Annotated in this window: 16 protein-coding genes; 12 read left to right on the top strand and 4 right to left on the bottom strand. The window is 51.3% G+C overall.

Going from position 1 to position 15,908, the window contains the following annotated elements; genetic code table 11:
* The first annotated feature begins 26 nt into the window (after positions 1 to 26).
* From EGM51_03840 to EGM51_03865, 6 genes are all read left to right on the top strand, one after another.
* Positions 27 to 380: a hypothetical protein gene (locus EGM51_03840; GenBank protein QBG46569.1), complete on the top strand. Its 354-nt coding sequence runs from the start codon at positions 27 to 29 to the stop codon at positions 378 to 380.
* The gene (locus EGM51_03845; protein ID QBG46570.1) at positions 380 to 2,032 is read left to right on the top strand and encodes a glycosyl hydrolase family protein; all 1,653 of its coding nucleotides are present in this window, start codon (positions 380 to 382) and stop codon (positions 2,030 to 2,032) included. Before EGM51_03840 ends, EGM51_03845 begins: the two co-directional genes overlap by 1 nt.
* Positions 1,912 to 2,952 (top strand): right-handed parallel beta-helix repeat-containing protein, encoded by a 1,041-nt coding sequence (locus EGM51_03850; GenBank protein QBG46571.1) that lies wholly within the window; start codon positions 1,912 to 1,914, stop codon positions 2,950 to 2,952. The genes EGM51_03845 and EGM51_03850 overlap by 121 nt, the downstream gene beginning before the upstream one ends.
* Before the next feature lie 122 nt (positions 2,953 to 3,074).
* A complete protein-coding gene (locus tag EGM51_03855; GenBank protein QBG49237.1) occupies positions 3,075 to 4,865 on the top strand; it encodes a sulfatase in 1,791 nt (596 codons plus the stop codon).
* Entirely contained in the window at positions 4,862 to 5,191 is a 330-nt protein-coding gene (locus tag EGM51_03860; GenBank protein QBG46572.1) for a hypothetical protein, read from the top strand. Before EGM51_03855 ends, EGM51_03860 begins: the two co-directional genes overlap by 4 nt.
* Positions 5,192 to 5,256: 65 nt before the next feature.
* Entirely contained in the window at positions 5,257 to 6,084 is an 828-nt protein-coding gene (locus EGM51_03865; protein QBG46573.1) for an SGNH/GDSL hydrolase family protein, read from the top strand.
* A 64-nt stretch (positions 6,085 to 6,148) separates the two neighbouring features.
* Here EGM51_03865 and EGM51_03870 read toward each other — a convergent pair whose 3' ends face one another.
* Positions 6,149 to 6,943 carry a PEP-CTERM sorting domain-containing protein gene (locus EGM51_03870; GenBank protein QBG46574.1) on the bottom strand — a complete coding sequence of 265 codons (795 nt, stop codon included), beginning with the start codon at positions 6,941 to 6,943 and terminating at the stop codon, positions 6,149 to 6,151.
* A gap of 336 nt (positions 6,944 to 7,279) precedes the next feature.
* On the opposite strand from EGM51_03870, the gene EGM51_03875 reads away from it, so the two are divergent.
* From EGM51_03875 to EGM51_03890, 4 genes are all read left to right on the top strand, one after another.
* Positions 7,280 to 7,624 carry a hypothetical protein gene (locus tag EGM51_03875; protein QBG46575.1) on the top strand — a complete coding sequence of 115 codons (345 nt, stop codon included), beginning with the start codon at positions 7,280 to 7,282 and terminating at the stop codon, positions 7,622 to 7,624.
* A gap of 16 nt (positions 7,625 to 7,640) precedes the next feature.
* Entirely contained in the window at positions 7,641 to 8,861 is a 1,221-nt protein-coding gene (locus tag EGM51_03880; protein QBG46576.1) for an aminotransferase class I/II-fold pyridoxal phosphate-dependent enzyme, read from the top strand.
* Positions 8,862 to 8,915: 54 nt separating this feature from the next.
* A complete protein-coding gene (locus EGM51_03885) occupies positions 8,916 to 10,205 on the top strand; it encodes a 3-deoxy-D-manno-octulosonic acid transferase (GenBank protein QBG46577.1) in 1,290 nt (429 codons plus the stop codon).
* A 63-nt stretch (positions 10,206 to 10,268) separates the two neighbouring features.
* Entirely contained in the window at positions 10,269 to 10,655 is a 387-nt protein-coding gene (locus tag EGM51_03890) for a hypothetical protein (protein QBG46578.1), read from the top strand.
* On the opposite strand, the gene EGM51_03895 is transcribed toward EGM51_03890, so the two are convergent.
* Positions 10,641 to 11,414, bottom strand: coding sequence for a hypothetical protein (locus EGM51_03895; GenBank protein ID QBG46579.1), 774 nt, complete (start codon positions 11,412 to 11,414; stop codon positions 10,641 to 10,643). The genes EGM51_03890 and EGM51_03895 overlap by 15 nt on opposite strands.
* Before the next feature lie 211 nt (positions 11,415 to 11,625).
* Between EGM51_03895 and EGM51_03900 the strand changes: the two genes are divergently transcribed.
* On the top strand, positions 11,626 to 12,549 hold the full coding sequence (locus EGM51_03900; protein QBG46580.1) for a metalloregulator ArsR/SmtB family transcription factor: 924 nt from the start codon (positions 11,626 to 11,628) through the stop codon (positions 12,547 to 12,549).
* A gap of 132 nt (positions 12,550 to 12,681) precedes the next feature.
* Positions 12,682 to 14,124, top strand: coding sequence for an adenosylhomocysteinase (locus EGM51_03905; GenBank protein ID QBG46581.1), 1,443 nt, complete (start codon positions 12,682 to 12,684; stop codon positions 14,122 to 14,124).
* 55 nt (positions 14,125 to 14,179) lie between these two features.
* On the opposite strand, the gene EGM51_03910 is transcribed toward EGM51_03905, so the two are convergent.
* Positions 14,180 to 14,719 carry a hypothetical protein gene (locus EGM51_03910; protein QBG46582.1) on the bottom strand — a complete coding sequence of 180 codons (540 nt, stop codon included), beginning with the start codon at positions 14,717 to 14,719 and terminating at the stop codon, positions 14,180 to 14,182.
* Positions 14,720 to 14,734: 15 nt separating this feature from the next.
* The gene (locus EGM51_03915; protein QBG46583.1) at positions 14,735 to 15,784 is read right to left on the bottom strand and encodes a sodium:calcium antiporter; all 1,050 of its coding nucleotides are present in this window, start codon (positions 15,782 to 15,784) and stop codon (positions 14,735 to 14,737) included.
* Positions 15,785 to 15,908: the final 124 nt, after the last annotated feature.

The raw sequence follows: 15,908 nt of genomic DNA on the forward strand, positions 1-15,908 counted from the left end.
TGACCTGAAAAAGGAATAATTTTACTATGAGAATAACGGTATTAACTATAGTTGCCTTGTGCCTTTTTCTGGGCCGGTCGACGGTGTCGGCCATCGCGGTCGTTTCGGATGATTTCAGCTCCTATATCTCGGGCGTTCCGATTTCGGGACATTCCTGGGATCCGAAAAATGATAGCGGAGGACAGCAGGAGCTTTTTACCGGCAGGAACGGTGAATATGCTGTTCTGGATGGAGGCGTGGAGCAGAATTATCATATTCCGAACCAGACCGGGTTTACCATTGGAGCCGGTGAATACGCAGTCGTCAGTTCCGATTTCCGTTATGTTTATGCCGGGGGGGAGGCATCACGAATCATTTCAATAAAAATGTGTTCGGCTTAATGGTTTCCACGACGTCCGATTGGGATACCGGTATCAACGAAGGGTTCTATATTGCCCAGCGTGGAGAAGCCGTCGGCAATCGCCTTCCGGATTATCCCTGGATTGAAGGCTGGATTACGCACAGTGCTCTGGGGGTGGATACGGCCAATGCCGATACCAGCGTCTGGTTCTCGGTGGAGTGGACCATCCGGGATGTGAACGGGTCGCTGTATGCGCAGGCGGTTTTGAGCGACGGGGATGCTATAAACTATGCCTCCACCGAAGTGGATCTGGGTATCCCAACGGGTACGGAGTTGTTTGCGGGATATTCGACCGGAGGGAATGATACCGGGTTGAGCATCGAAACGTTCGGTAAAATTTCCGAAGTACATGTGGATAATTTTTCTGTCGTTGACAGCACGCCGGCGGCGGGGGGACCGTATCCGTATACCGACCCGTCTAATCTGAGCGGCTGGATTGCCTATGAGCCGATGTGGGATGAGTTTGACGATTCTGTGCTGGATGCTGAAAAATGGGAACCGCTTTCCTGGAGTGGGCGGAAACCGGTGTATCATGAATATAACAATGTCAATCTGACGAACGGTGTTGCCGTATTGACGACCGATTGGAAAGACGGCGAGGTCAGTGCTGTTTCGGAAAGTGACTATTCTATTTCATCGGGCTATTTCCAGAGTACGACCGTGCGGCGGTACGGTTATTTTGAGATCAGATGCCGTGCACTTGATTTTCCGATTATGACCACCTGGTGGCTGACCGGCGGGAGCAGTTCTTTTTCCCGGGAAATCGATATGCTGGAATGTCCGTCCGGCGTTGATGGGCGGAAGGATTATTATTCATGTAATTTTCACATCTGGAAAACGCCGACGCCGGAGGGTGTGGATGACAACGGCGGAACTTCCATTGCCGATCCCGCACATTATACGCTTCCGTTTGATATGGTGGACGATTTCCATATCTATGGATTTGAGTGGGATAAAGACACTTGTAAAATCTATATCGACGGCGAGCTTTACCGCACCCGCGATACCGGAAGTTTCACGGTCGGTCAGCGGCTCATGGTGGGGAATGAATACAACAGCTGGCTGAATGACATTGTAGAGATCAATTCCAATCTCAGTAAAATGGGGGCGTCGTATGATGTGGATTATGTCCGTGCGTGGATTAAACCGGAAACTGATACCACGTGGTATGTCGATGGCGCGAACGGAGATGACAGTAATTCCGGATTAAGTTGGGCGGCGGCCAAAAAATCAATTCCGGCTGCGATCGATGAGGCCTACGACGGTGATTCCATCTGGGTGACGGGGGGGTACTATCCCGAATATCTCACTTTTTACGGCATGCATAATCTGAAGATTTACGGCGGATTTTCCGCCGGCGATACTTCGCTTGACGATCGTGACTGGATCGCAAATCCAACTATCATTGATACACCGCCGGATGGTTATTCCGCTGTTAGCATTAAGGGGTTCAGGGGTTCCGTTTCGATGGATTTACGGTTACGGGAACCACCGGAAGTTATGAGCACGGCATTGATATTGAGGGGGTCTGTTCGAATGTGGTTATTGCCAACTGCCGGATTGTTGACCACAACCCGGCCAACGGCGGCGCCAGCGGCGCCTACGTGGACGGTGTTGACGGGCAGGGACTGACGCAGGTCCGTTTTGAAAACTGTGAGTTTTCCGGAAACCGGTCTTTTGGAAATTATGCCGGAGGCGCGGCATTTGGTGCCCGGGACGGCGCGGTGGTGGAAATTGCGGATTCGCAGATTATTCATAACGAAACGTCTGGGGATGGTGGATTTTTTACTATGCAGTGGGATACGGATAATACGACGGTGCTGGTGACCAACTGTCTGATTGCGGCCAACACCAATGTCACCGGACGCGGCGTGATCCGGCATAACTGCGGTACGGTGGAGCTCGTGGACTGTACGCTCATGAACAACAGTGCGGACGGTGTGGAATCGGATAAATGGGGTGCGCCTTCCACGGCGGTGATCAACAGTCTTTTTGCCGGAAACGGTGGCGAGGGATTCTGGGCCAATCATTCCGATTTTTCGCTTCAGGATAATCTGTTCTTCGACCATCCGGACGGACATGTGAATTATAACGGGGATAAAAATACGGAATCGGCGATCAATGCTTTGGATCAGGCTTCCGGCAACAGGGTGGGGGATCCCGCTGAAATTCTGGTTGTTTATTCCGACAGCGATCTTGACGGTATGCCGGACTGGTGGGAAGCCCGTAACGGGCTGGATGTAACGACAGATGATTATGAGTCAGATGGTGATGCCGATGGCTCGTTTGCCGGGGATGAATTTGTGGCCGGAACAGATCCGCAGGATACGGACAGTGTATTCCGGCTGGTGAGTGTTCCGGACGGCGGAGATTTCCGGATTTTTCTGGATACCCGTCCCGGGCGTTTGTATGCCGTTGAAGTGACGGATAACCTGATCGGGGGCTGGAATATTCTCACCAACGGCATTGCGGGGGATGGAGACACGGTTGAAATTGCTGATACAGCAATGACGAGCAACCGCTTTTACCGTGCGACTGCTGTGATAGAATAAGCAGGAGAATCTAACTGAAAGGTGTATGTGCGTTTTCCAGAAGAACTGTCTTACTTGCGGGGTGGAAATGTATTTTAAAAGGATGTTGACCAATGGACAGAAGATGCTTTTTGGGAACTACGATGGCGGCCGGATTTGCTACGGCGGCATTGGCTGAAAAAAAACAGCAGCCGAATATTCTGTGGATTGTTACAGACGATCAGCGACCGGATTCACTGGCCTGTTATAACGAGGCGGTTCGCGGTACAAAACTGAGCCCGCTGGGGTATGTAATGTCGCCGAATATTGACCGGTTGGCTAAGCGGGGAACGTTGTTCAGTCAGGCCTATTGCAATGCGCCGGCCTGTGCGCCGTCGCGGGCATCAATGCACACGGGGCAGTATCCGTTCCGTTGTGGGATTTATGGATTTGAGCAGGCCCATCAGGCGGCGGCCCCCAGTAAAAAGACTATTCCGCAGGTGATGCGTTCGGCGGGGTACACCACCTGTCAGTTCGGGAAGCACGGATACTATATTTTTGACTGGGGTCCCGGGCTGACGTGGAACACGGTGGATCAGTATGATGTGGTTGTAGAAAAGAAAAATGATCTGCAGAAGAGCGGGAGAACCGATTATTTTCCGGAGGTGATCTGGAGTAAAGAAGGTTCAAAGCGTGTGGAGCGGTTTTATTATCCCGATGGGACAACGAAAGAATACTACACCTCTCGCGGCAAAGGAAGGGAGCCGTTGCCCGAGGATGAGAAAAACCGTAAGGCTATTGATGAAGAGCGTGATATTCTTCGGGCCTATACCCGGGATCAGAGCGGTATGATTATCGGCGGGGAAAGTTCGCAGCCTGCAGAAAAAACGCTGGATGGCGAAATCGCCACTTCGTTTATTCAATATTTGGAAAAGGAGGCGGACAGGAAGTCTCCGCAGTTTGTGTATCTGGGCTTCCACTTCCCGCATTCTCCGGTACTGCCTTCAAAGGAGTTTCGTGATCTCTTTAAAATGAAGGAAAAAGAGATCCCCTATAAAATTCCGGAATTCGATCCGGCAGAAATCGAACGGGCACCGGCGCAGTTGAAAAAACTTCATGAAAAAATGAATTTTTCAAAACTGAAACAGGAGGAAAAGCTGCAGGCGATACGCGACTATTATGCGTTTTGTGCGCACGGTGATGCGCAGATCGGCCGGTCGATCGACGCCTTTCTGAAATATAATAAAAAAGCGGGCCGCGACTGGATTATCGTTTATGTCTGCGGGGACCATAGCTGGCACCTGGGCGAGCAGGGGATTGAAGCTAAATTCGGTCCCTGGGATAAATCCACACACAATGCGGTTGTGGCGGCTTCATCGATCAAGGGGCTTTTCCCCCAGGGAAAACATGTTGAACATCTGGTCGAGTTTGTCGATTTTGCGCCGACGTTTTATGAGGCCGCCGGGCTGAAAACGAAAATGCAGGAGTTTAGGTATCTGGACGGTTCAAGTCTGTGGAGATCGGTTCAGAGCGAGCAGCGCGAATATATTGTCGGGGAGATGAACCATGTGGTCGGCCCCCGTGCGTATATGCGTTCGCGTGATTTTGCCTTTTCCATGAAAACACGCAAGAAGGATGGGAAACCTGGGGATAAGTGGGGCGAGAAGCCCGGTGCCAATATCCGTTGGGCTCTTGACTGTCCGCGCGATGAGGTTCAGATGGCGCTCTATGATCTGCGGGTGGATCCGGGGGAACGGTGGAATGTGGCAAACGATCCGGAATATGTGGCGCTGGCAGACTGGTTCCGGAATAAACTCGGCAATATTGTGCTGGGTGACCGGCGGGCAGAAATCAACTGGTCGAAGGAAAATGATTATGTCATCACCGATTTTGCGCTCGGTGCGGACGATAAGAAGCTGGATATCCCGGCCGAGATCATTCCGGAGATAGAATGAACCGGCGTCATTTTATGGCCCTGACTTCTGCCGCCGCTGCGACAACGGCATGGGCTGAGGAAATAAAAAAAGTTCTGTTTCTCGGCGATGAGGTTATGCTCACCTATAAACCGGATCTGTTGAAGCTGATCGGGGATAAAGCGCAGTGTTCTTTTGCTCTGTTTCCAAAAACCGGGAAGCCGGACTGGGAAGCTTTTTGTAATACGCAGGTCTATGGAAAAGGGTATGACGTTATTCATTTTTCCTATGGTCGCGAACTGATGTTCCATGAAAACGGTAAACCGCGGGCAAAGACGGAGAGACGTGGGGAATTTATACCGGTCTGATTAAAGCGCTCCGGAAATCGGGGGCTTTTCTGGTGGGTTGCACCACAACTCCGGTCCGCGGAAAAATGCCGGGTTATGAAGGTTCTGTTGACTGGAACTACAGTGCGCGGTTTAAGCAGATGCTCGGACCTGACGGGGTTAAGATTAATGATCTGGGCGACTACACGCGTACTCGCTTGTCTGAAATGGTGCAGTATGACTCGAACCTGCCGACGCCTCTCGGTGCCCAGCTGATGGCGGAACAGGTGGCCAACGCTGTTTTGGAAGCATTTAATGAGGGGCAGGATCCAGGTCGGCCGCGTATTCTGATTGTAGGGGATTCCATTGTCGGCGGCTACTATGGCGCTACGCGCAACCGGTTTGCCGGCGAGGCCATTGTGTATTCCGGCGGCACCACCTATAATGATCCGCATCCTGATTGGAAAAAAATAGTGGATGAATATATTGCAAAAGGGGGAGAACGCGGCTGGGACGTGATTCAGTTTAACTGGGGGCTGCATGCCATGAAGCATGTGGATACCGGGAATAAGACGATTGATGCCGATAAACCCGGTGCCCGTATTCAGTTTTCTCCGGAGGAATATATTCAGCAGCTGGAGCTTTTCGTTAAGGAATTAAAGCGGACCGGTGCTCAGTTGGTTTTCGCAACCACCACACCGATTCCTGAGGACTGCCCCGGTTCAATCATCTTTCTGGATCAGTCCGCCTACAATGAACCGGCGAAAAAGCTGATGAAGAGGGAGGGGATTGTGATTAACGACCTTTATGCTTTTGCATTGCCCCGGATGAAGGAGCTGATGATTCCGCGGAATGTTCATTTCACGGCTTACGGTTCCGAGCAGCTGGCGGAACAGAATTATTCGGTGCTGAGCCCGCTGATTTGCGACAGGTGAGAGAGATATAAAAAGCCTCCGCCGGAGCGGCGGAGGCCGGGGTTTGTCTTAGACGAGGAGACGTCTAAATCATAAAGCGTCGGCGGATAAACAGAACTGCTCCTCCGAACATGGCAACCAGTCCGAGCGTCGCCGGTTCCGGAATCACTTCAACGGAGAAGTTATCGACCTCAATACTTTTCATACTGGCCGATGTCATGATGTTGGTTCCTGAAGGATTCCATGCGGTGGAATAACCAGCATAAATCGTGGTTCCTTCGGCAATACCTAGATCCATTGCAGTCATAGTATATGAACCTGTATCATGATTAAGAGTGGCCTCTCCCCAGTATGTGCCATTGGAGACACTCAGGTTCCAGTCAATGCTGAACCAGCTGCCCACTCCGCCGACCGATGTGTCAATGCCGACGTTGTTCCATGTAACCCAGCCTTCTATCCAGGGGTCGGCATTTACACGGTTCCCGATTGCTCCGCCTCGGTTGGCAATGGCATGAGATTGTGAAGATCCGGCCCACCAGTCTGTATTGTCTGTGATGTAAAGACCGAAAAAGTTTTCATTAACGGCCGTTGGAGCGATACCGGTGTGCTCAAGACGAATGTCAGAACTGATTGTACCTGTTTCCGAACCTGTCAGTGAGAAGCCGGTGTCCATGTATGCATGGTAGTTGGCTTCCGCAAGACCACTCAAATTGGCAGTTGTACCACCATTATTGAATAGACTGTTTTGGGTCGCAGTCCATTTCTGGATCCACCCATCGAGGTTTCCGTCGTCGAAGTTATCTCCAAACGATATCGGGGTAGCCTGGCTGATCCCCGCCATCATCGAAATAACTGCAACGGCTGTTGCTGTTTTTTTCATCTTTATGTTCTCCTTATTTTTGAGTCGCTGTCCTTATCATAAATTATATGAGTACGTAAACATCGACTTATTGAGAATCTACATAACGTTGTTTAGTGTTCATATGTATATTATTTTAATATTTAACAGAAATTGAATAATTCACGGAATTGGGTGTTTTGAGTGAGAACGTACACTATCTAATGGGTAGGTTGGCGGCGGCCGGGGCGCAACGGCCGTTTCGGGCAGACGCGGCAAAGAATGGATCGATTCCCCGATTAGCCTTGATCTGAAGGGAGGGATTTCCAATTATCTGCGCTTTTGCATTCAGTCCCAACTATTGAAAAAGGAGGGCTCATGCTCGGAAACGGGGGCATCATAAAATCGGCCATGACGAAACGCGGGTTTAAACACCGCCGGACGGAGGATCAGTTTACGATCCGTGGTGAGTATGCGCGTAATCTGCAGTATGTTTATTCTAGGGAATATCAGACTCGAAGCGGTCTTGTCGTGGATCTGGTTTATTTTTCTGCGGATATGCTGAGTGAAAAACTGGTTATCGGGCTGTACCGGGAAAATCCGACGATTGAGAACGGAATTTATGAAAATAAGACGCGGTCATTGGACCTGCGAAAGTTTGATTCCGCCAATCTGGAGAGTGAGCTGGATCGGTTGATCACACCGATTAAGGACCAAATTTAATCAAGGAGATATAAAAATGAACTATGAAGCACTGTTTGCTGAACGTATCGGTGGAACCCAGTTCGGTAAATCCACCGAAATTTATAAGTTTGAAAAAATAAAACGCGCCAAAGCGAAAGCGCGAGAGCTGCACCCGGATCTCGAGATTCTCGATTTCGGTGTGGGTGAACCGGACCAGATAGCTCCGGCACCGATTCGAGAAGCATTGAAGGTCGAGTGCGATAAACCGGAAAATCGCGGCTATGCTGATAACGGCGGTCCTGACTTTAAGCAGGCTGCTGCCGATTATATGAAGACCTTCTTCGGTGTTGAGGTGGATCCGGCGAAAGAAATCAACCACAGTATCGGTACCAAACCGGCACTGGCGATGCTTCCGCTGGCGTTTGTGAATCCGGGCGATGTTGTGTTTCAGACCGTGCCCGGATATCCGGTGATGGCTACCCATTCCAAGTATCTCGGAGCGGAAGTGGTCGATATTCCTCTGCTTGAAGAAAATGCTTTTCTGCCGGATCTTGAAAAGATTGACCCGGCGCTGGCGGATCGCTGTAAACTGTTTTACATCAATTATCCGAACAATCCGACCGGTGCCGTCGCTACGCCGGAATTCTATGATGAGCTGATTGCCTTTGCGAAAAAACACAACATTCTGATTGTTCAGGATGCTCCGTATTCGACGCTGGTTTATGATTCCGAGCGGACATCGCTGCTGCAGCGTCCGGGAGCCAAAGACTGTGCACTCGAACTGCACTCGATGTCGAAAGCCTACAATATGACCGGCTGGCGTCTTGCTTTCTTCTGTGGCGCTGAATGGGCGGTTAATGCGCTGGCCACGATTAAAGACAACTGCGACAGCGGCCAGTTTCTCGCCATTCAGAAGGCGGCCTGTGCCGGTATTGCGGATGTCAGTCTGGCGGACGGTATTCGTGACCACTATGCGAAACGTCTGCGAAAAATGGCGGAAGTGCTTGCAGCAGTCGGGTTCGATGCAAAAATGCCGGGCGGCACCTTCTTTATGTATCTGAAGGCCCCGAAGGGGGCCGGCGAGGTTACATTTGCCAACGCCGAAGAAGCCTCGCTGTTTTTGATCGAAAACTATGGTATTTCCACGGTTCCGTGGGATAACACCGGACCGTTTGTCCGGTTCGGTGCCGTGTTTGAATCGGCCGGCGAGGAGGACGATGAACGCGTGCTGAATGAGCTGAAAGACCGTTTGCTGAAAGCGGATCTGAAATTTTAAAAAAAGCAAAGGGCGGGAGTGGTTTTCTGAACTTCCCGCCTTTAGTGTGCTCGTATGCTCTGGTTTATTTACAATCTGCTGTTTCCCGTAGTTTTCCTTTTTATGCTGCCGAAGTTTATTTCGCGCATGCTGAAGCGCGGTGGTTATGGGCAGCATTTTGAGCAGCGTATCGGGCACTTCGGACACAGTACAAAAGAAAAGCTGCGGGAACACAGACGCATCTGGGTGCATGCGGTGAGCGTGGGCGAAATTTATGTGGCGCTCCGTTTCATAAAAGCCTATCGGGAAAAATATCCGGAGGCGTATTTTGCGCTGAGTACCACTACATCGACGGCCCACCGAATCGGCCTGAAGGAAATTGATGAACGGGATGTGCTGTTTTATTTTCCCGTTGATCTGCCGGTGATCATCAAAAAAGTACTGGGCATCATTAATCCGCAGCGCATTGTGCTGATGGAAGGGGAATTCTGGCCCAACCTGATTCGGCTGGCGGATAAACAGGGAATTCCCATTTCACTCGTCAATGGCCGCATGTCGGAAAAATCGTACAAAGGCTATAAAAAACTGCGCTCGCTGACGGCGGATATTCTGCGCCGGATTGACCCGATCTGTGTTCAGGGTGAGCTTGATGCGGAACGCATGCTGGGTATCGGGGCTCCGAAAGAGCATGTGCATATGATGGGCACGGTGAAGTTCGATGTCGCCGAGCGTGATCCTGTCGGTGAGGCAGTGGCCGGTGCGGTGATGTGTAAAATCGCTGTTCATGAAGATGCTGTGGTATTACTGGGCGGTTCCACCTGGCCCGGTGAAGAGGACGCGCTCTGTCGGCTGTATAAAAAACTGAGGGCCGATTTTCCGGATCTTTTTATGGTGCTGGCACCGCGCCATGTTGAGCGCGCGCCGGAGGTGATCCGGTGTCTCGAACAGCACGGATTGAGTTTTGTGCGCCGAAGTGAAATCGATACGTTCCCGGCATTGGAAAAGCGGCCTGATGTTTTATTCGTTGATACCACCGGCGAGCTGCGGAATTTCTATTCGGTGGCAGATATCATTTTTGTGGGAAAAAGTCTGTGCGAAAACGGCGGGCAGAATCCGATTGAGCCGGCGATGTATGGGAAAGCGGTTCTGGTCGGTCCGAATATGGAAAATTTCCCGTCAGTTATGCCGGTTTTCCTGAAAAATAAGGCGTTACAGCAGGTGGAGTGTTTCGAGGCTTTGGAACAGACCGTGGAAAACCTGCTGCGCGACCCGTCGGAGCGTACTGCACTTGGGGAACGCGCTTTCCGAACCGTGCAGGAAAATCGCGGGGCCATTGCTCGTACGGTTGAGCTCATCGGCGATTAGGGTGGACGGTTCACGATCTTTTTGCCACTTTTACTGAAATTTTTTACTGGAAACGGATTTACGATGTCTGAGAGCGATATTTATAAGCAACGCGAACCGATCCCGATGGGGAAAAAACCGGAAAAAAAAAGGCGCCGCCGCCGTTCGGATTCCCAGCGTGCGTTTGATGACCGGCCCCGTAAACGGCGGAGCAGAAACAGCGGGTTGCGTCGGTTGATCCATTTAGCGCGTAAGTCGGAAAACGAAAAAATCGTCTGGTCGGTTTTTGGTATCGGGATTCTGCTACTGGTGGTGGTGGTCGCCATCTGGCAGTTTTTCCTGCAGGAACGGCTGATTCGTCAGGAAGAACAAAGTAGTGACTACATAGAAAATCAGACCGTCATTCCGGCCACAAGCCATGAATCGCTCATTCCGGGTTCTGTGCCGACCACCGTGTCAGCCGCGGAATAAATCCCGCAATTTTTCAGCAATTGATGCGCCGGTACTTCCGCTGCGTGCGTAGGGTGGAGGGCTGACTTCCACATCAATCTGTCCGTCGCGATATCCGCTGAAGTGCGCGGCCTGATGTTCCATCATGACCATGCGTAGTTCCTGCTGTCCGGCAAAATAGATGTAGCCGCCGATGAGGGCCAGAATCAGGTTCATGCTCCACAGGCCGTAGACCACAAAAAAAATGCAGAAATATTTACCGATGGTGGCCGCCAGTCGCGTGGCATCCAGTCGAGTGCGTTTCAATGCGAGAGCGGCGCGCAGTACGCGCCCGCCGTCCATCGGGAAACAGGGCAGAATATTAAAAAACAGGAGCACCAGATTAATGGCTCCGATGAAAAAAAGAATCGACGACGCCGTTTGAATGCCGATGAATGTCAACACTGCACCCAGTACCAAACTTACGGCCGGACCGGCCAGTGCAATTAATATTTCCTGTTTGGGGTGTGTGGGCATGTAAGACATGCGGGCAACCCCTCCGAGAATCCCCAGCTCAATATCCTTTACATGCCCGCCCAGCCGGATTGCCGTCAGGGCATGACCCAGCTCGTGGAGGGCGACGCTGGCAAAAATACCCACAACGATAACCAGACCCAGCAGCAGATTCTGTGAACTATAACGCAGGGCCAGCAAGGGTGAAAGAATCAGAAGGGTCATGCTCACCTTGATCGGTATGCCGAAGGCGCTGCCCAGTACAAGTGTGTTGTTTTCCATTTTCATCAAAAGTATATTCCCGGATTGTCAGAAGTCCGACAACCTCCCTCTATGAAGGTTCAAAAACAAGTCGAAACCGTCATTTTATCGTTTAATATCTATAAATTTCATACATTATAATGTGTGAAATAAGTGCAGGAAGCATTTGTTTTCTTGTCAGATGCGTTGACAGGTCGGGGGAAATATCCTTTTATCCGGAAATTCGGATATATGGATAATGAGTGATATTCTTGATATTTTTAAAGCACTGGCCGATGAGGGGCGTCTGCGTATTCTGCGTTCAATTGACCAGGCGGAGCTGTCGGTGGCTGAGCTGGTCCAGGCGCTGGACATGCCGCAGTCGACGGTCAGCCGTCACCTGAAGCCGATGCGTGAAGCGGGGCTGGTGGCGTCGCGTCGGGACGGGACGTCGGTTTTCTACAATCGTGGTGAGCTTTTTCGCGATGAGGCGTTTGCGCGGATTCTGAATGAGCGTCTGAAAGAGATTTCCGTGGCGAATCGCGATGCGGCGGCGGTGGAGCGGGTATTGGATCTGCGGCGGAAAAAAAGTCGGGAATTTTTTGATGAAATTGCCGGGCGTTATGGATCGCTGACGGAACCGGGCGGGGGCTGGCAGGCGCTGGCGGCCGGTCTGGCGGCCGGATTTTCGGGAAAGCGGGTTGCTGATCTTGGCTGCGGTGAGGGTGCGCTGACGTTGTTGCTGGCGCGTTTTGCAGCTTCAGTTACGGCATACGATCAGTCGGAAAACATGCTGAAGCTCGTTTCGGAAAAAGCAAAAGAGCTGAATATCGGCGAACGGCTTGAGCTGAAGGTCGGTAATCTGGAGCATCTGGATTTGAGCGGTGAGGTTTATGATGCCATCTTTATCAGTCAGGCGCTGCATCATACTTCGAATCCTGAAGAGGTTATCGAAAAGGCGGCGGCGGGCCTGTGTGCTGGTGGGCAGCTGATTATTCTGGATCTTGACCGGCATGAACATGAATGGACGCGTGAGGAGTGGGCCGATCAGTGGCTCGGTTTTGAGCGGCTTGAAATCCGCGACTGGCTGACGGATGCCGGTATTGACCCGGTGGTTATCGATTCGCTGCCGGGTTCAACCCCCGATCTTTCGGTTTTAATTGTTGTAGGAATGAAAAAGTAGTTTTGAGTTTTGATTTCCGAATGTTGACAAGGTGGCCGGCGCAGTTTCTTTCTTAAAAAAGATCAGTGTCGTCTGAGCTCTTAACATCGGGAATCTTCAATCTGAAATCATAAATGGAACAGGAGACTTCCAATGGCTGGAAAAAAGAAAGCTTCCAAAAAGAAAGCTGCAAAGAAAAAAGTACAGGACTACATCATTGCGGATATCGGTTTGGCCGATTTCGGCCGCAAAGAGATGGAGCTGGCGGAATATGAAATGCCGGGCCTGATGGCATTGCGTGAAAAATACGGTAAGGAAAAACCGTTGAAAGGCGCACGCATCACCGGATCGCTTCATATGACGATTCAGACGGCGATGCTGATTGAAACGCTGCAGGCTTTGGGGGCGAAAGTACGCTGGGCGAGCTGTAATATTTTTTCGACTCAGGATCACGCCGCAGCCGCTGTTGCGAAAAAGGGGACTCCGGTTTTTGCGGTTAAAGGTGAATCACTGAAAGAATACTGGGAATACACCGACCGGATTCTCGACTGGGGTAACGGTCTGGGGCCGAATGTGATTCTGGATGACGGTGGTGATGCCACTATGTTTGTGCAGGTGGGCTATAAGGCGGAAAAGAATCCGGCTGTTTTGGATAAAAAGCCGGGGTCTGAAGAGGAGGCTGTTTTTCTGGCGCAGGTGAAGACGGCGCTGAAAAAAGATCCGAACCGTTTTTCCCGCATCACGAAAGAAATCCGGGGCGTCTCCGAAGAAACCACGACGGGTGTACACCGCCTTTATCAGCTGGCTGAAAAAGGGGAACTGCTCTTCCCTGCTTTTAATGTGAATGACTCGGTCACGAAGTCCAAGTTTGACAATCTTTACGGCTGCCGTCATTCGCTGGTCGATTCGATTATGCGTGCGACCGATGTTATGCTGTCCGGCAAAGTGGCCGTGGTGGCCGGTTACGGGGATGTCGGCAAAGGATGTGCACAGTCTCTGCGCGGCCAGGGAGCCCGCGTGATTGTAACTGAAATCGATCCGATCTGTGCGCTTCAGGCGGCGATGGAAGGTTATGAAGTTATGACCATGAATGAGGCCTGTCTGCTTGGTGATGTTTTTGTGACCACAACCGGAAACTGCGATGTCATCACCGAGCGTCATATGAAGAAAATGAAGGATATGGCGATAGTCTGCAATATCGGCCACTTTGATTCCGAGATTCAGGTGGAGAAAATGCGGAAATACAAATGGACGAATATCAAACCGCAGGTTGATAAAATCACTATGCCGAAAGGGAACAGCATTATCCTGCTGGCCGAAGGCCGTCTGGTGAATCTCGGCTGCGCGACCGGTCATCCGAGTTTTGTAATGTCCAACAGTTTCACCAATCAGGTGCTGGCGCAGATGGAGCTGTATTGCAATCCCGGAAAATATCCGATCGGTGTATACACACTGCCGAAGATTCTCGACGAGGAAGTAGCCCGGCTGCACCTCGAAAAGATCGGTGTAAAACTGGATACGTTGACGCACAAGCAGGCTAAATACCTCGGTATTCCGAAAGACGGCCCGTTTAAACCGGAGCATTACCGGTACTAAGGTTTCCGGCAGTTGGAAAACAAAAGGCGACTCGTTGCGGGTCGCCTTTTTTCATCTAAACCTCGATGCAATAGGATTCCGTGATTACGTAATCCATACGGGGCGCTTTATCGGGAACCGGGAGATTTTTCAATCGCTGGGCATCGACTGCGAGGCCGATGGTGACGGCGTTGTAAAAAGTGAGCAGGTCATCGTAGAAGTCGAGTTCTTCACCGATTCGGTGTCCTTCATTATCAAACGCAACCCCGGGAACGAGAATGAGGTCGAGTTCGTCGGCATCGGCAAACTCCGGATTGAGCGGTTCGACGGTTCCGTATGTATTGCGTTTGAACGTCTCTCCCATTTTAGCCATGCGGTAGATGCCGAGATTTTCATCGAGGGCGGGGATGTAAAATTCACGCTCCTCCTGCGGCATAATGTGGGTGACGTCGACCTGCTCCGGCTGCGGGGCGTAGGCCCCGATTTTCCTGGCGGCGATATAATCCTTGTGGGATTTCAGACGTTTGACTGCAAGAAATCCGTTTGCTTCCACAATGGGCAGTCCCATGCCGTGGAGCTGATCTTTGATGTATGTGCGTATTTCTTCGGTTGTCATGGATGAGGTCTCCGTTCAGATAAAAAAAGCCATCGCTGCGGCATACAGGATAACCATGCATGCGGCAACCGAGAGCGAGGCGGTTCTGGTTTTCGTTTTAAGCAGCAGACTGCCGGTCAGTGTCAGTACAAAAATCAGCATAACACTCGTCCAGTGTTTGGAAGAGGCGTTGGTCAGCAGGCTGGCTTTCCGCATGGCCACATCGGCTACAAAAATGATCAGCAGGTTAAACATATTGCTGCCGAATACATTACCGACCGCCATATCCAGAAATCCGAGCCGGATGCTGCTGAATGAGATTACCAGTTCCGGAAGGCTGGTGGAAATAGCGAGGAAAATGGTGCCGATAAGACTGGCTTCAAGGCCGAACCCGCCCTGTTCAGGCGGAAGAGCCATACGGCTTCCGAGAATGGAGAGGATAACGCCGCCGCCGATAATAAGTGCACAGAGACAGAGCAGAATACTGTAAAAACGTACTGCCGGCATATGTGTGAGAGCGTCCTCTTCGGGCAGATGTTCCTCCGTTTCTTCGACGGCGTTTTTATGCTGCCGATGTTCGCGGAGCAGCACGCCGAGGTAGAAGAGGGGAAGGGCAAGCACCACAGCTGAACAGTCGAGTCCGGGAATCATCCAGGTTTCGCAGGGAGCGCGGATGTAGGCGACGGCAAAGAGGCCGAGCATGACCAACCCGTAAATAGCGGAATCCATATGCGGACTTTTCATCTCCGTTGGCTTGAAATATCTGGTGAAAAACAGTGCCATAAAAGCCAGAATAAGTAGGTTGAATACATTCGACCCCAGCATGTTTCCGATCGCGAGATCGGCCCCGTCGGCTGCCGTTGCCGCGTTAAAAACGGAGGTCAGCGAGACCACCAGCTCCGGCAGGCTGGTCACCCCCGCCAGAAAAATCAATCCAATCAGTCCGTTGCCCAGACCCGTTCGGCTGCCCAGTGCATCACCGTACATACTCAGTTTAATTCCGGCAGCCACCACCAAGGCTGCTGTAGCGATAAAAGCGAGCACCAGTCCGGATTGCGTGCCGATCAATTGTTCAAAGAATTGCATGTGTCTTTTTGTACACGAGTTTCAATCTCCGGAACAACTCTTATTGACTCAGTGTGACATCTCTAAGGGTTGAAATGGCGCGGTTTTCAGAGGTTGGAAACAGCTAATCTTTGGAAAAGGGGCA

The sequence above is a fragment of the Verrucomicrobia bacterium S94 genome (assembly GCA_004299845.1).
Lineage (GTDB): Bacteria > Verrucomicrobiota > Kiritimatiellia > Kiritimatiellales > Pontiellaceae > Pontiella.

What these genes read in the sequence shown, in the direction of transcription:
- EGM51_03890 (QBG46578.1), top strand. Translation starts at nt 10,269, where the DNA reads ATGTCTGAGAGCGATATTTATAAGCAACGCGAACCGATCCCGATGGGG.
- EGM51_03915 (QBG46583.1), bottom strand. Translation starts at nt 15,784, where the DNA reads ATGCAATTCTTTGAACAATTGATCGGCACGCAATCCGGACTGGTGCTC.
- EGM51_03845 (QBG46570.1), top strand. Translation starts at nt 380, where the DNA reads ATGGTTTCCACGACGTCCGATTGGGATACCGGTATCAACGAAGGGTTC.
- EGM51_03875 (QBG46575.1), top strand. Translation starts at nt 7,280, where the DNA reads ATGCTCGGAAACGGGGGCATCATAAAATCGGCCATGACGAAACGCGGG.
- EGM51_03910 (QBG46582.1), bottom strand. Translation starts at nt 14,719, where the DNA reads ATGACAACCGAAGAAATACGCACATACATCAAAGATCAGCTCCACGGC.
- EGM51_03900 (QBG46580.1), top strand. Translation starts at nt 11,626, where the DNA reads ATGAGTGATATTCTTGATATTTTTAAAGCACTGGCCGATGAGGGGCGT.
- EGM51_03865 (QBG46573.1), top strand. Translation starts at nt 5,257, where the DNA reads ATGCCGGGTTATGAAGGTTCTGTTGACTGGAACTACAGTGCGCGGTTT.
- EGM51_03855 (QBG49237.1), top strand. Translation starts at nt 3,075, where the DNA reads ATGGCGGCCGGATTTGCTACGGCGGCATTGGCTGAAAAAAAACAGCAG.
- EGM51_03895 (QBG46579.1), bottom strand. Translation starts at nt 11,414, where the DNA reads ATGAAAATGGAAAACAACACACTTGTACTGGGCAGCGCCTTCGGCATA.
- EGM51_03880 (QBG46576.1), top strand. Translation starts at nt 7,641, where the DNA reads ATGAACTATGAAGCACTGTTTGCTGAACGTATCGGTGGAACCCAGTTC.
- EGM51_03860 (QBG46572.1), top strand. Translation starts at nt 4,862, where the DNA reads ATGAACCGGCGTCATTTTATGGCCCTGACTTCTGCCGCCGCTGCGACA.
- EGM51_03870 (QBG46574.1), bottom strand. Translation starts at nt 6,943, where the DNA reads ATGAAAAAAACAGCAACAGCCGTTGCAGTTATTTCGATGATGGCGGGG.
- EGM51_03840 (QBG46569.1), top strand. Translation starts at nt 27, where the DNA reads ATGAGAATAACGGTATTAACTATAGTTGCCTTGTGCCTTTTTCTGGGC.
- EGM51_03885 (QBG46577.1), top strand. Translation starts at nt 8,916, where the DNA reads ATGCTCTGGTTTATTTACAATCTGCTGTTTCCCGTAGTTTTCCTTTTT.
- EGM51_03905 (QBG46581.1), top strand. Translation starts at nt 12,682, where the DNA reads ATGGCTGGAAAAAAGAAAGCTTCCAAAAAGAAAGCTGCAAAGAAAAAA.